This window comes from Zarconia sp., from assembly GCF_057467645.1.
This window is the reverse complement of record NZ_JBRJXU010000074.1, coordinates 30,015-45,009: the sequence shown is the minus strand read 5'-3', so window position 1 is coordinate 45,009 and position 14,995 is coordinate 30,015. Positions and strand designations below refer to the sequence as shown.

Annotated in this window: 8 protein-coding genes and 1 pseudogene; 6 read left to right on the top strand and 3 right to left on the bottom strand. The window is 50.9% G+C overall.

Going from position 1 to position 14,995, the window contains the following annotated elements; genetic code table 11:
* The first annotated feature begins 201 nt into the window (after positions 1–201).
* Both AC2215_RS10710 and AC2215_RS10705 read left to right on the top strand, forming a co-directional pair.
* A complete protein-coding gene (locus tag AC2215_RS10710) occupies positions 202–816 on the top strand; it encodes a DciA family protein (RefSeq protein WP_486809983.1) in 615 nt (204 codons plus the stop codon).
* A 957-nt stretch (positions 817–1,773) separates the two neighbouring features.
* The gene (locus tag AC2215_RS10705; RefSeq protein ID WP_486809982.1) at positions 1,774–4,842 is read left to right on the top strand and encodes an FG-GAP-like repeat-containing protein; all 3,069 of its coding nucleotides are present in this window, start codon (positions 1,774–1,776) and stop codon (positions 4,840–4,842) included.
* Positions 4,843–5,634: 792 nt separating this feature from the next.
* Here AC2215_RS10705 and AC2215_RS10700 read toward each other — a convergent pair.
* Complete coding sequence (locus AC2215_RS10700; RefSeq protein WP_486809981.1) at positions 5,635–8,355, bottom strand: cation-translocating P-type ATPase; 2,721 nt, start codon at positions 8,353–8,355, stop codon at positions 5,635–5,637.
* A gap of 153 nt (positions 8,356–8,508) precedes the next feature.
* On the opposite strand from AC2215_RS10700, the pseudogene AC2215_RS10695 reads away from it, so the two are divergent.
* Positions 8,509–9,030, top strand: a pseudogene (locus tag AC2215_RS10695) (XisH family protein).
* Between the two features lie 270 nt (positions 9,031–9,300).
* On the opposite strand, the gene AC2215_RS10690 reads toward AC2215_RS10695, so the two are convergent.
* Positions 9,301–10,842 carry a WD40 repeat domain-containing protein gene (locus AC2215_RS10690; protein ID WP_486809980.1) on the bottom strand — a complete coding sequence of 514 codons (1,542 nt, stop codon included), beginning with the start codon at positions 10,840–10,842 and terminating at the stop codon, positions 9,301–9,303.
* A 659-nt stretch (positions 10,843–11,501) separates the two neighbouring features.
* Positions 11,502–12,320, bottom strand: a complete 819-nt coding sequence (locus AC2215_RS10685) for a 7-carboxy-7-deazaguanine synthase QueE (RefSeq protein WP_486809979.1) — start codon at positions 12,318–12,320, stop codon at positions 11,502–11,504.
* A 124-nt stretch (positions 12,321–12,444) separates the two neighbouring features.
* Between AC2215_RS10685 and AC2215_RS10680 the strand changes: the two genes are divergently transcribed.
* From AC2215_RS10680 to arsC, 3 genes are all read left to right on the top strand, one after another.
* Complete coding sequence (locus AC2215_RS10680) at positions 12,445–12,774, top strand: ArsR/SmtB family transcription factor (protein WP_486809978.1); 330 nt, start codon at positions 12,445–12,447, stop codon at positions 12,772–12,774.
* Positions 12,775–13,072: 298 nt separating this feature from the next.
* A complete protein-coding gene (gene arsB, locus AC2215_RS10675; RefSeq protein ID WP_486809977.1) occupies positions 13,073–14,227 on the top strand; it encodes an ACR3 family arsenite efflux transporter in 1,155 nt (384 codons plus the stop codon).
* A 301-nt stretch (positions 14,228–14,528) separates the two neighbouring features.
* Positions 14,529–14,927: an arsenate reductase, glutathione/glutaredoxin type gene (arsC, locus tag AC2215_RS10670; RefSeq protein WP_486809976.1), complete on the top strand. Its 399-nt coding sequence runs from the start codon at positions 14,529–14,531 to the stop codon at positions 14,925–14,927.
* Positions 14,928–14,995: the final 68 nt, after the last annotated feature.

The window sequence follows — 14,995 nt, the reverse complement described above, 5'->3', positions numbered from 1 at the left end:
AATATTAACGTCACGTGCCACTTTTTTCGAGGTTGCCCGTAGATTCGCGGTTCCGAGCTAGCGAGTCGGGTTATCGGCGATTCTGTGGCTCCTCTAGTTCTTGTAAATCGATCGTACAGATCGATCGATACCATCGATTCGAGGGTGCGAGTCGATGTTTGGTTTCACTAAAATTCCACACTCAGATTCAATCTCAATCCCATGGCATTCCAATCCGTCGATCGGATTATACATTCTTTAAAACGTCAGCCCGAATGGCAAGAATGGCGAGAGTTCGAACAATTATTAAATTCTTGGAAGACCGTGGTGGGCTTCGTTGTGAGCAAGCACGCACGACCTCTGTACGTGCGAGATCGGGTATTGCAGGTGGCAACATCCACTTCGGTTTGGGCGCAGCAACTCACCTTCGAGCGATCGCGCATCTTGCAGAAATTAAACCCCAGACTCGATCGCCCCTTGAAGGATATTCGATTTTCCAGCAGCCGGTGGCACTCCATTCCCAAGCCGACATCGAGGATCGCGCCCTCCACCACACCCAAGAGTTTGAAGAAGCCATCGCCTCCCCAGAACGTCGAAAGTACAGCCGACTCCGAGAGCGAAAGTACGGACTCTCAAGACACAGTGCAGACTCCTCAAGAAGTATTCGAGCGGTGGGCGCAAAAAATTCGGGCCCGATCGCGCGGACTACCCCTGTGTCCTGAATGTAATTGTCCCACACCGCCCGTGGAGCTTCAGCGCTGGTCGATGTGCGCCCCCTGTCGGGCGAAAAAAGCCCAACAGCCATGGGGAACCTCCCAAACCGAAGGCGATAGATGAATCCGGATGGAAAATTCTCACACAGAAGGTCGATCGAGCGGATTGCAATATAAATTCACTTGAAGGCAACCAATGGAACGATGGGGTATCGCCACCTCAGATTCCAGGTCTCCAAAACCCAGGAATCAACCTTGCTAAAGTACGATACGGTATGGGTTTGAAGATTTTTTCGACCGACAGCGACAACTGTAGAACCGGCGATCTCGATGAAGGGCAAAGCTGCCAGAAAATGACCGTCGAGCCTCGATACTTGTCGAATTTATTCTTAAATCCCTGCAAAGCCGAGCCAGGTAAGATAATATCGATTGAAAACTGTTTGCTTCTAAAGTTCTTCAAGTTCTTCGTGTCGTGTTAAACCACTTAACTAATTTGGAGACATCCGGATGAAAAAACACTATATTAAATACCTAAGATTCCCTCGTCGTACGTTTGCCTCATCGGTGGCAAGTTGGGAACTAACGCGCTCTGAAGGTGCGATCGGACCCATAAAATCCTTGCCAGCGTTTCGGTTGCTCCTTCCCTTGCATCTGTGTAAAATCGCGTATAATTGAAATCCATCAGATTTGAGCCAATACGTACAAACACTGAAATCAGTCAAAGTGATTAGGGGTAAATCTGTCGAAACTCGCCCAAGAAGGAAAAGATGGATTTCAACAGTTGAAGCAAACACCTTGGGCATGATGCTCGTTTCGAGGAGATCGCGAGCGCAGAACGATCGGTCATCTTCTCCGAGCCATTTGAGTAAACTGCATCTACGTCCCCTTCTCAATCGAAAGAATGAAACTCTTGAATGACCGAACTGTCGCAGCACCCTGGCGCTGTGAAGTATCCGAGTCGTTTCCAACAGACCCTTTGACTCGCAAGTGAAATTCGTAACGGTGTTCTCAGTGCGACTTTCTTGTGTGCGAAATCTCCTAACTTTCACCATATTGGTTCGTTACGCAAACCATTTAATTCATGTCTAATTCGTCCAGTGCTTCCGATGGCTGTCTCCTCTTGTCGAAGGGTCGTCAGAGTTCGCCCACTACCGCCCAAACCTGGCTGTTCGTAGATGGTGCCGTCGATGGATACGCAACCCTAGCTGCCGGTGTCATCCCGGGGGTTGAAGTGGAGATCGTCAGTCCTCACGAAGATGGAATCGATCGCATCACCCAGGTGTTGACTCGCTGTCGGGACATTGCAGCGGTGCATATCGTTTCCCACGGTTCTCCAGGATGCCTGTATCTAGGCAATAGCATCCTCAACCTTGCCACTCTCGATCGCTATAGCCCCCAACTCACTCAATGGTCGGAATCTCTTAGCCGGGATGGAGAGATTCTCATTTACGGTTGCAACGTTGCCGCGGAGGGGTCCGAGGAAGCCTCATCCTTCCTCCATCGCCTCCACCACTTAACCGGTGCCAATCTTGCCGCATCCAGCACGCCGGTGGGACATGCAGCACTCGGCGGAAACTGGCAACTCGATCGCTGTATCGGCAACATCCGCGCATCTCAAATTTTTCCCTCCGAACTCCAGCAAGCCTATCCCAGTATCTTGGTTCAATTCTCAAATCGAAACTTTCCCGTCGGTCAAAACCCCGTTGCGATCGCCATTGGTAATTTCAATCAAGACGGCAACCAAGATTTGGCCGTCGTCAACCGCGATTCCAATAATATTTCCGTACTGTTTGGTACCAATACTGGGGGATTTAGCTTTGAAACCTTTACCGTTGCGGGCTTACCCAGCGATGTAGCTGTTGGCGACTTCAACAACGACGGTAACCAAGATTTAGCCGTCACCAGTCGAGAAAATGCCCAAGTGTCGATTCTTCTGGGGAACGGCAGTCGGAGCTTTAACCTGGTGCAATCTTTTGAAGCGGGAACCTTTCCTCGTTCGCTGACCGTTGGAGACTTTAATCTCGATGGTAACGAAGATCTCGCCATTGCCAACCGAGACTCCAACGACGTTTCGATCTTGCTTGGAGAAGGCACGGGAACCTTTACACCTCAAACGACTTTTGAAACGGGGGTTGCTCCCTTTGAAATTGCCTCAGCCGATTTCAATAACGACGAAAACCCCGATATCGCGGTTATCAACCGCGATTCCGATAGTGTTTCCGTTTTGCTCGGAGACGGCACGGGGGAATTTGGATCTCAAACGACCTTTGAGGTTGGAGGGGGTCCGCGCGGCATCACCATTGGAGATTTCAACAACGACGGTAACCCCGATATCGCGACAGCCAACCGAGATAACAACGATGTTTCCGTTCTCCTCGGAGATGGCAATGGAGAATTTAGTCCGCAAACTCGCCATAGTGCCGGGAATCGACCCCACTCCGTCACCGTTGGAGACTTTGACGGGGATAGCAACCAAGACCTCGTGGTTGCCAATCTCGGTTTCAACAACGTTTCGGTATTACTTGGAGATGGGAATGGTGATTTTGGGTCGCAGATGGCGTTTGGCACGGGCATCGAACCTCGGGCCGTCGTCGCTGGAGACTTTAACGGTCAAGGGAACGACGATCTCGCCGTCGCTAACCGCAACGCCAATAGCCTCTCCCTACTCTCGAATAACCTGTTGGGGGTAACCATCTCGGGTTCAGAAGTGCCTGAGGCGGACGTGATGGCCGGAACTGAAAACCACATCCTCTATCATATCGACCTCCAGGTGAGAAGCATCGATACGAGTTTGACCGGATTGACGGTCACCACCGATGGCACTTACGAACCGAGCGATTTGGTCCCGGGAAGCTTCGAGTTGTTTCTCTCGGCCGATGACGAGTTGTCCCGGGACGATATCAGTCTGCAAACGGCGGAAATTGTCCCCTCGGGGGAAGCACTTGCCTTTACCGGACTCAATCGCTCTCTTCAAGGGGGAGACCGAGTGTCTCTGTTCGTCGTCGCCGATATTGCCCTCACCGCAGTCCCCACGCGAACGATTAATATCGCCGAGACGGATTTTGACAATGTGGTCTTGAGCACCGGCGACAAACTCGGTGTCAGTCCCACCGGAGCGGGTGGCGTGCAAACCATCGTCCCCTCCCCCACAGCACCCCCACCGGAACCGCTTCCCGAGCCAGACCCTTCAACTCAACCCCAAACGCCGTCTCGCCCAATAATCGAGTTGCCTGACAGCAGCATTCCCCCGGATCCCAACTACGATGCCTGTCAACTGGTCAATAATCTGTTAATTTTCCCCAGTCTCAATTTGAGCAGTGAGACCCTCGGAGGCGGTTTGCTTTTCGGGGATGAGAATCCCAATACCCTCGATGCTCGTGCTGCAGAGTTTAGCGCCCTGGTGGGTTTGGAGGATAGCGATAAGCTCTTGGGCAGTTCCGGTGACGATTTGATTTTTGGTAACCAGGGTCGAGATGTGATCGTAACGGGAGATGGAGTCGATCGCATTTTTGCCGGACGAGAAAACGACGGGGTCAACGGCAATGAGAATGACGATACGATCGCCGGAGAATTGGGCAACGACCATTTAATGGGTGAAAATGGCAACGATGTCATTTTTGGAAATGCCGGCATCGATCTGATCGATGGCGGTGCTGGAGACGATCTCATTTTTGCCGGACAACATAACGATGGGGCTGTTGGCGGTGAAGGCAACGATGTCATTTTGGGGAACCTCGGCAACGATTGCCTACACGGAGAAGAGGGCAATGACGTGCTATTCGGAAATCAAGGCGTCGATTTTCTCGTGGGTGGAGACGGCAGCAACACCCTTCACGGCGGTCGGGATCATGATGTCCTCGTGGGCGGTCGCGATAACGACGTGCTGATTGGCGATCTCGGGTCAGACAGTCTGTGGGGCGGAAATGGAGGCGATCGCTTCGACTTCCGACCGGGAGATGGCAACGATACGATCGCCGATTTTACCAACAATGAAGATCTCATCGGTCTCCAAAATGGGTTGAGTTTCGACGATTTGACGATCGCTCAAGTTGGCAGCAACACCCAAATTACCGCTGAAGGACTCTCGATTACCCTCGAAGACGCGAACGCGGCTGGCATCGGGGTCGAAGATTTCGTTAGCATCACTTAACGACTTCACATCCCGAATCGCGGTGAAGTTTGGGGACCGCTTGGAAGGTCGGTGTTGCTGGGGGAGCCAAACCCTTAAATTCTCGTTGTCGTCACCACCGGCAATTGCCAGATTGTAAACAACCTACATCTGTCAGGAGAGAATCTCGGGGGAAATTAAGGAGAGTCATATAGCGGTATTCACTGTGGTTAGGACACTTCCAACAATCGTATCGTTGGAAACCCGAGCAAGATGCTCGCACTATTGGCCTAACCCGACTGAATACGGCTATAACAGTCGTAACGGCGGCGATCGCTTCTTCCTTGTTTTCCCCGTTCCCCGTTTCCCATTCCCTACACCCAAAATAGTCTGACGCGATCGAGGCAAAAAAAAGCTCCCCTGGAAAAAGCGGAAAGAACCAGGAGAGACTGCTCAGTGATACACTTGCTATCTCTAGTGTCCGAACCGACCGATGGGGTTAGGCAAAGAAAGCGTAAAGAAATGCAACCCGAACGTTGAAGATTAGTCCGGGACTCCTGGGGGAAGCGTCGGAAACTTCACGAGCTTTCGGGGGCAGTATTGGATGACACGGTGAAACGAGGACGCGGTGACGCGGGGAAGACGAGTATGAGTATGTCTGTTTAGTTCGGAAGAAACACCAATCTCCAACATTCTTTAACCATATTGCAGCAAGTGTTTTTTGAAAGGGGAGAGTGTAATGGACAATGGACAATGGGTCAGTTGCGATGCTCTTTCCCTTCTCCCTTCCCCCTGCGCGCATTTTTAATTCTCTCCCCCATTCCCATCTCCCACTTACCGAACGATCGCTTTCTTCAACTCCAAAGCCCAAAACGCCAGAGTACTCACTGCAAAGGCAATGGCAAAATCTCCCGTGGAGAGAGCACTCGTACCGAAGAAGCCTTGGAGAAACGGCACGTAAATTGCTGCAAGTTGCAATCCAAAGGTGAGTAGCGTTGCCCCAACTAGGGGTTTATTGGAAAATAGACCAATTCTAAACACCGAATCCCGTTCCGATCGCATGGTTTGCCCCAGCCAAATGCGAGAAAATGCCAGGGTGGCAAAGACCATCGTTTGCCAGTTGACTGCATCTGCGCTCCAATATCGATCGGCGATCGCCAATAAAATTCCTCCCAAAAACAACCCTACCCAGGCAATATCCCAGCCCACTCCGCGACTGAAGATACTTTCATCGGGTTTGTAGGGGGGACGCTGCATGATGTTGCGTTCGGCCGGTTCCACGCTCAACGCCAACGCCATGATGCCGTCGCCAATCAGATTAATCCACAGAATTTGCAAGGGTTGCAGGGGGAGCGGCATTCCCAAAAACGGCGCGAACAGAATCAGCCACAGTTGACCGCCATTACCGGAGAGGGTGTATTTAATAAACTTGCGGATATTGTCGTATATTACCCGTCCTTCCTTTACCGCAGCGACGATGGTGGCAAAGTTATCATCCTGGAGGACGATATCCGCTGCTTCTTTGGCGACATCCGTGCCGGTAATGCCCATTGCCACCCCGATATCTGCTTTTTTGAGGGCGGGAGCATCATTGACCCCATCGCCCGTCATAGCGGCAATATGACCCCGCTCCTGCAATCCTCGCACGATGTTGAGTTTGTCTTCGGGAGAAACTCGCGCGTAGACATCCACGGACTCCACCTGCGCCGCTAACTCCGATGGGGACAAACGCGCCAATTCTTGCCCGGTGAGGAGGTTACCTTCAATGGTGATGCCCAACTCGCGAGCGATGTGGCGGGCAGTGAGGGGATGGTCGCCGGTAATCATCACCACCCGAATTCCCGCATTTTGGCAGGTTCGCACCGCATCTCGGACTTCCGATCGCGCCGGATCGAGCATTCCCATCAATCCGATAACGATCGAATCTCCTTCGAGGGCGATCGCATCTTTGGGAACCTCGTCGAGGGGGCGAAAAGCCGTGGCTAACACGCGCATCCCATCATCTGCAAGGCGATCGTGTGCGGTTTCGAGGCGATCGCGCCAGGTAGGGTTCAGGGGTTCGATGCGATCGCCCACCCAAACGCGGGTGGAAATATCCAGCAAACTGGCAAGGGAACCTTTGGTAAATACCCAATATTCGGGGATGCTACCCGTGGGATGGAGATTTCCCAGGCAAGCCAGACTTTTCGGCAGTTTTTCGGCAGTGGCGACGCAGCGATGCAAGGTGGTCATCAATTTGCGATCGGAATCGAAGGGAACTTCATCGATGCGAGGGAAGAGGCGATCGAGTTCGGATTCGGGCAATCCTGCCTTGGCTGCTGCTACCACGATCGCGGTTTCCGTGGGGTCGCCGATGGCGCACGCTTCTCCGGCTTCCAACACCGCATCGTTACATAGTGCCCCACCGGCGAGTAACAGGGCGATCGCCCCGCCTTCTGTGCTGTCTTGGATTTTGGGGGCGATCGCGTCTAAAGAAATTCCAGGGCGATCGGTTTTAGAAATGGGATCGATGGATTCGTCGGCTACATCCAGCACCGCGACAGTCATCCGATTTTCCGTCAGCGTCCCGGTTTTATCGGAACAGATGGTGGTCACCGAACCCAAGGTTTCCACCGCTGGCAGGTTACGCACCAAGGCGTTGCGATCGAGCATTCGCTGGGCCCCCAACGCCAGGGCGATCGTTACCACGGCTGGCAATCCTTCGGGAATCACCGCCACCGCCAAACTGACCGCCGTTAGTAGCATCAGGGTCAAGGGTTCCCCCCGCAGGAGTCCCAAAATCAGGATAACGACAGAAAGGGCAAAGGCGATCGCACCGATGACTTTGCCTAACTGTTCCAATCGTTTTTGTAAGGGGGTTTGTTCGGAAGCGACCTGACCGATGAGGCTGGCAATGCGTCCCAACTCCGTCTGCATGCCCGTCTCAGTGACCACGACCGTTCCCCGACCGTAGGTGACGATCGTCCCTCGGTAGATGGTGTTGCGTCGATCGCCTAGGGGTAACTCAGTGGAACACACCAACGTCGCGTCCTTTTCCACCGGTTCCGATTCTCCCGTCAGGGTCGCCTCCTGAATTTTCAGGTTTGCACTTTCCACTAAGCGTCCGTCTGCCGGAACCAGGTTTCCCGCCTCCAACAGCAGAATATCCCCCGGAACCAGGGTATCGGCGGCCATCTCCCTCACTTGTCCTTCTCGCCGCACCCGAACTGTGGGCATTGCCAATCGTTTCAAAGCCGCCATCGCCCGTTCTGCTTGGTACTCTTGACGAAACCCCAGGACTGCATTGAGGATAACAATTGCCCCAATGGCGATCGCGTTTTTGGCATCCCCTAATGCTGCCGAGATGGCCGCTGCGACAATCAGCATCACTACCAACGGTGCGGAAAGTTGTTCCCAGAGGATACTCCAGGGGGATTTGCGTCCGGTTTCGATGAGTTGGTTGGGGCCGTATTGCTGCAATCGCACCTCGGATTCGGCTTCACTCAAGCCGCGATCGAGATCTGTCTCTAGTTGCCGGACGACCTCTTCAATATTTTCCCGATACCAATGGCTCATCGCACCCTCCCGAAACCTCTTGCCCCGATGATATCAAGTTGGGCGAGATACTGATGATGTGCGGTGAGGTAGGTGGGAGGAGGGGATGGCTTTTAGAGATCGGAAATTCCTTTAAGATTGAGATCTCGCTTGCTCTTTGGGGTTGAAAAGGATATGCCAGCTAGAGATGTCGATCGTGATGCGGTTAAGTCCGCATTAGTCAAAGATGGTTGGCGAATTACTGCCGATCCCTACAAAATTAAAGATGAAGATGCCAATCTAGGGATCTGCGAGAAAATAATATACCAATCGTAGGGGGAATGCAGCCGTTGACCCCTACAGCAAGTCGTTGGCAAGCTGGTCTCTTATTTTTTGGCAAGTCCCCTATTTGCCGATCTGGCAGCCGAACGAATTATTGCTGCCGAGCAGTGGGGGCAAAAAATTGTCGTTGAGGTCAAAAGTTTTCTGGGACCTTCCCCAATGCGGGATTTTGAGAATGCATTAGGGCAATACATTCTATATCGCAATCTTTTATCTGTAACCGAGCCCGAATATCAGCTCGATCTGGCGGTGAAAGAAAGCACCTACAAAAATTTTTTCAACCGAGCGTCGATTCGACTGGTTGTCGAGCAAAATAAAGTTTCGATCGTTACTGTTGATATGAATAAGAAGGAGGTTCTAACGTGGATACATTAAAAACCTATCGCCAGTCAATTCAGAAAGTTTTAAAAGAGTATCGCGATTGGGTGTCAGATTCCGATCGAGAATCCGATGAAAGTTTACTCTCTTACAGTATTAACGCGGTGTGCGCTCTTTTTGCGCTCACCATCCTTTCAAGCGAGTCGAAAAATCCCCCTTTTCCCATTCCCCCTTCCCCCCGTGCGAGAGGATTTTGGAGAATTAAGTTGCACATGGCGTTATTAGGAATTTGAAGCAAATTCCGCAGGCACTATCGTAAATTTTCATTCAACCCGATCCAAGACTCCGATCCCGCAATAAACTCACCTCGATTCGCTGCCCGTCGGGATTGGGAGAAATGGCCACAATGGGATCTAGATGACCGGTGAGGGTCTGCTCTACTGCCTTTCTTGGCAAATCCCAAACCTTCACCGTCGGTTCGATGCTGCTACTGGCGAGCACTCCGCCTTCCCCAAATATTAATCCCCGCACGCAACCCCCATGAGCGGAGAGAGTCTGTTGCAGTTCTCCCGTGACAAAATTCCAAATTTTAATAGTGCCATCGGCAAATCCACCGGCGATCGCCCCGCCATCGGCTCGAATTGCTAAAGCAGCCACCGGTTCCCCCTGAGTCGAAAACTCCCGCAAGCATTGCCCATCCTCCACTCGCCAGCATTTGATGGTGCCATCGGTACCACCCGTTACAAAAATCCGCCCGTCGGCACGAATGGCAATGGGGGCAACTGTGCCCAAATGTGCCGCTAAACTGTGCTGGAGGTCGCCGGAGGGAAGCTGCCAAACATTAATAATACCGTCGAAGCCACCCCCGATTAAGGTTCGGCCGTCTGGAGTCAGGGAGATGGCACTCACACCACTGGCATGACCGGTAACGGTACACGAACGTTGTCCCGAACTGGCTTGCGAGACCTCCAAGGCGCGATCGCCACTGCCGGTGGTTTGCATCCCAGAACCCATCGCACCGGCACGCCCAGACCCACTGTACCCCGCGATCGTTTCGATCGATTGCGGGTTATCGAGTTGCCAAATCTGAATGTTGCCATCGTAACCGCAACTGGCGAGGGTCCTACCGTCTGCAGCGATCGCGAGTGGATATCCGTAGTTGGAAGCCGCCATTAAAGGACGCAGCCAGTCGGAGGTTTGGGAGTCTTCCCCCGATTCGGGTTCCGGTGCGAGACCCTCAAGATAGCCGCGAAAGCCACCACTATACAGTAAGTCTTCCATTCCCAAACGAATTTCATCTCCGGGAAGTGATAGGAGATTCGATGGCAAAAACCCAGCTAGAACGAGATGGTATTCTTCCGCGATCTCGTTAACGGGTTCTCGAATCAGAACGCAGGCGATCGCCTCGCAGGTTTCAATTTCTGCGGTCGACCAGCACCAGCAGGTGTTTTCCCCATCCTCTTCCCTCTTCTGTTCGATCGCCTTCACCCGAATTCCCATGCGGGTTTGGGTCCGATCGGATTGAGTCTTGAGGGTAAAGTCGGCGAGGGTTGGATTTCCCACTTGCTCGATCGAATCCGTTGGCTGCAACACATTGGCACAGAAACTGGAAATGGCTTCGCGGGCTAATTGCGCCCTGAGATAAATTTGCAGGAGTTCGCGTACCGGGCAAGACGGATCGGATTCGAGAATCAGCTGTCGGCACAGGGCTCGCAGTTCTCGAACGCGATCGCCCGATACCACCATCTCTTCCCGATGGCATCCTGGGATCGCACTATGAATTAAAGAAGAAGATTCGTCGATCGAAATCGAATTCAGACGGGCGAGAAAATCGCGCTGTTGGGATTTGAGGGGAATGGTCCAGTCCACGATCGTCTTGAGAAGTTGTAGCCCAAATTCTACCGCAATCTTTTGGTTTTAGGGCGAGGAGACTTACCCTTCAAGGGAAAGAGGTCAAAAAAAACAGGATGAAAAAGAAAGTCAAACTTGAAGCTAAACTTCAGATTGTTCTTTTTCATCCTTGAGGTAATGAAACTTCTCTATCGCATATTAAATACTACCAAATTGTGTTATTGATGTCTATTAATTTCTCGGAATTTTAACTGCCTCAAGCATCAAGACTCGATCGCTTTGTTTGTCCCCATGGAATTTATCCGATTTTACTTCAACGGTAACTTACTTTTTACCGCTACAGTCATTAAGCCCGATCCCAATTGTATCGATGGATACCATCGATTTATTTCTACCGGAGGATAGGTGGCGCTCCTTGAATTTTGGTCGGTTTGCTACTGCGCAAGGAAGCTAATCTCTCCATGCACTGCCATCAATCCAGCTTGCATTTCGCGTTTTTTGTATCCCAAACTACAGTGAAAAATGCTATAATTGGCTAACTATTCAGTAGTGTATCCGACTGCTTCTACAAAATTCAGCAAACTCTCATCAAAAGCTGTGATGGCAGTACTTTCTCCAAGGTTTGAGCCTCCTGAAAGTCTCCCATGGAAATACCTCGCAAACCCCTGTTGAAAATACTATAGTTGACCGAGCATTTTGTGAGTTTGCGGTACCACCCGTACGTTATCGAGCCAACGCTTCATTAAGGTTTGCCACGCCAGTACTTTCTCCGGAGAGGGAGCCTCCTGGGATGCTTGAATCGCAACCTTCGGTTCGATCGTTCTCAAATCTTGGTTTTTCTGACGTAATTCGGGTGAGAGTGGGGTGACCGGTTGTAAAAAAACTGGAATTTTCTTGCTTGCCTTTGCCACCAGCTGCGCCGTTTTCTCCAACTCTGCAGGCACGGTGCGATCGCAGACGATCGGTTTGACGAAGACCTCGACCGGTGAATCGCAACAGAGTTCGATAAATCGCTCGTGTTCTTCCCACCAGGTTTCCCCACTAACGCTGGGTAGTTTGATATCCATGCCCACCATATCCAAGTAGGGCAAAATTTCCACCAGTTGCTGGGGACGATGACCGGCTGTTTCCAAGTAAATCGGCAAACCCGTACGCTGGCGGACTTGGGGCAAAAACTCGCCTAAAAAGCGGGCGTGGAGTAGCGGTTCGCCCCCGGTAATACTGATACTATCGTGCAGTCTGGGACGATTTTGCCCATCCACCCAAGCCAGCAAATCCTCCATCGCCACGGGGTTAGCGCGCACTTCAAAATCTCGTTCTCCGGGAGTCCGTTCGATGCGACACGTCTCGGGGGTCATCCAAGTCTGGGCGCTATCGCAAAAAGAGCAACGCAAATCGCACCCGGCAAACCGGATAAAAATTTGTCGCGTCCCCACGTTCGCTCCTTCTCCCTGAATAGCCGAGAAGACTTCAATCAATTTCGCTGTGGCACTCATGGAACCCATTCCCCTCAATGAAGATCGATCTTCAATATAGCGGTCGAGAGTGGAATTGCTGCTGCGATACAAAACTCACCGATCGATCCCTGTTACGATCGCTACTGTTGCTTAAAAAAACTTGATGCGATCGAGCGTTCCTATTCCATCAAATTTAATTGTTTTGGGGTTTCGCGCCCTGTCCGATCCCCTACGATTGCAAATTTTAGAACTGCTGCGCCAAGAAGAGCATTGCGTGTGCGATTTGTGCGATCGCCTCGAAACTGCCCAATCGAAGCTGTCGTTTCACCTCAAAGTCCTTAAAGATGCGGAATTGGTTCGCGCTCGCCAAGAGGGACGCTGGATTTACTACAGCCTCAATTTACCCCAGCTCGTTGCCTTAGAACAATACCTCGCCGACTACCGGCGTTTCAGTCCCATACGACCGGCTCGATCGTGCGACTCACCCTCTTGAAGGATCGATTTTAAGGAGTGTATTGGCAAATTGAGCTTTATAAACTAGACTACTTTTAACTCAATACATCAATTTTTATTGATATGGCAGAGCAGATCGAGCGCTTGCCAAAGTCAGGTTCACCTAGGCGTTCGTTCCCGAGCTCGATCGCCCGATTGGAGACATCGATTCAAAACTGAGAATTCAGCAGTGGAGGTAGTATCTCTACATCGGTATGAAATCGAATAATTCGATCGATAATCTCGAGCTTCCCGACTCGATCGAAATCTTATGAATCTCTTCAATTCATGCATCTAAAATGACTGCAAACTCTTCTCGAATTAATCCCAAAGCCGTCCAAGCCGGCGGTCGACTGAATATCTTTGAAAAATATTTAACGGTTTGGGTGTTTTTCTGTATTGTGATTGGCATTGGCTTGGGAAAAATGCTTCCGGGAGTCGCCCAGACGCTCGATCGCATGAGCATCTATAACGTTTCGATTCCCATTGCCATTTGTCTCTTTTTCATGATGTATCCCATCATGGTTAAAATTGATTTTTCCCAAGCCGCTAAAGCCGCCCGTGCTCCCCGACCCGTCCTTCTCACATTAATTATAAATTGGCTCGTTAAACCCTTCACTATGGTGTTTTTCGCGCAGTTTTTTCTCGGTTACTTATTCAGTCCGTTCCTGAAAGCGACAGAAATCATTCGTGGGGTTGAAATCTCTCTAGCAGACTCCTATATTGCCGGCGCGATTTTACTCGGAATTGCCCCCTGTACGGCAATGGTGCTGATGTGGGGATATTTATCCTACAGCAATCAAGGTCATACCTTAGTGATGGTGGCGGTGAATTCCCTGGCGATGCTCTTTTTATACGCACCCCTCGGAAAGTGGTTGCTATCGGCAAATAATCTCACCGTTCCCTGGCAAACGATTGTTTTCTCAGTGTTAATTTACGTGGGTTTTCCCCTATTAGCCGGAACCTACAGCCGTTACTGGATCTTAAAAAATAAAGGCAGAAAATGGTTTGAGGAGAAGTTCCTGCACTATCTAAGTCCCATCTCGATCGCTGCTTTATTAACCACTTTAGTCTTGCTCTTTGCCTTCAAAGGGGAACTCATCGTCAGTAATCCTTTACACATTTTTCTCATCGCCGTTCCCTTATTTTTGCAAACCAACTTTATTTTTCTGATAACCTATGTCGCCGCTTTAAAACTAAACTTGAGTTACGAAGATGCTGCCCCGGCAGCCTTAATTGGGGCAAGCAATCATTTTGAAGTGGCGATCGCGACGGCTGTGATGTTATTCGGCTTAAATTCTGGTGCGGCACTTGCTACCGTCGTCGGCGTACTCATCGAAGTTCCCGTGATGCTCGCACTGGTCAAATTTTGCCAGAAAACAGCCTTTTGGTTTCCCCGAGAACCCCAAAAAGCGACATTACTCGATCCCCGTTGTCTGAGTGGATGTAAGTAACATCAGTCCGGGATATGTTATGGATAGGACAACCCCTCCGCTTGGCTCCCCCCACAGTTTCTTTACACCATTGAAGAAATGGGTACAGCGGTATGCACTTTGGTTAGGACATTCTTAGCGATAGGATTGTTGGGAACGCAAGCAAGATGTTTGTGCGAACGCACAGGCACTCGCATTCGCACTATTTATTGTCCTAACGCGACTAAATACGGCTATCTTTTGCATTCCCCATTCTCCATTACTGAAAAAGTGTAATGTAAAGAGCGCGAATGGTTATAGCAAATTTCAAGTACGAGGATTTATGAAAAAAGTCATCTTCGTTTGTAGAAAAAACTCCTGCCGATCGCAAATGGCAGAAGGCTTTGCCCGAAAACTCGGAACCGGTAAAATCGAAGTCACCAGTGCTGGATTAGAAGCCTCCCGCGTTCACCCCACGGCGATTGAAGTAATGGCAGAAATTGGCATCGATATTACCAGTCAAACTTCTAATCCCTTAAGCCAGTTTCAAGCCACCAACTACGACGCAGTGATTTCCATGTGTGGTTGTGGGGTCAATTTACCTCCAGAATGGATATCGCGCGCAATCTTTGAAGATTGGTTCCTCGACGATCCCGACGGACAACCACTATCCACCTTTCACCGAGTTCGCGATGAAATTAAAGAAAGGGTGACGCAATTGCTCGATAAATTGTCCCAATGACACTGCCTGAATAACGCCAGTACCTCAATCTCGCTCGTCGGGTCGTTTGTCGGGCGAAGATTAACCTT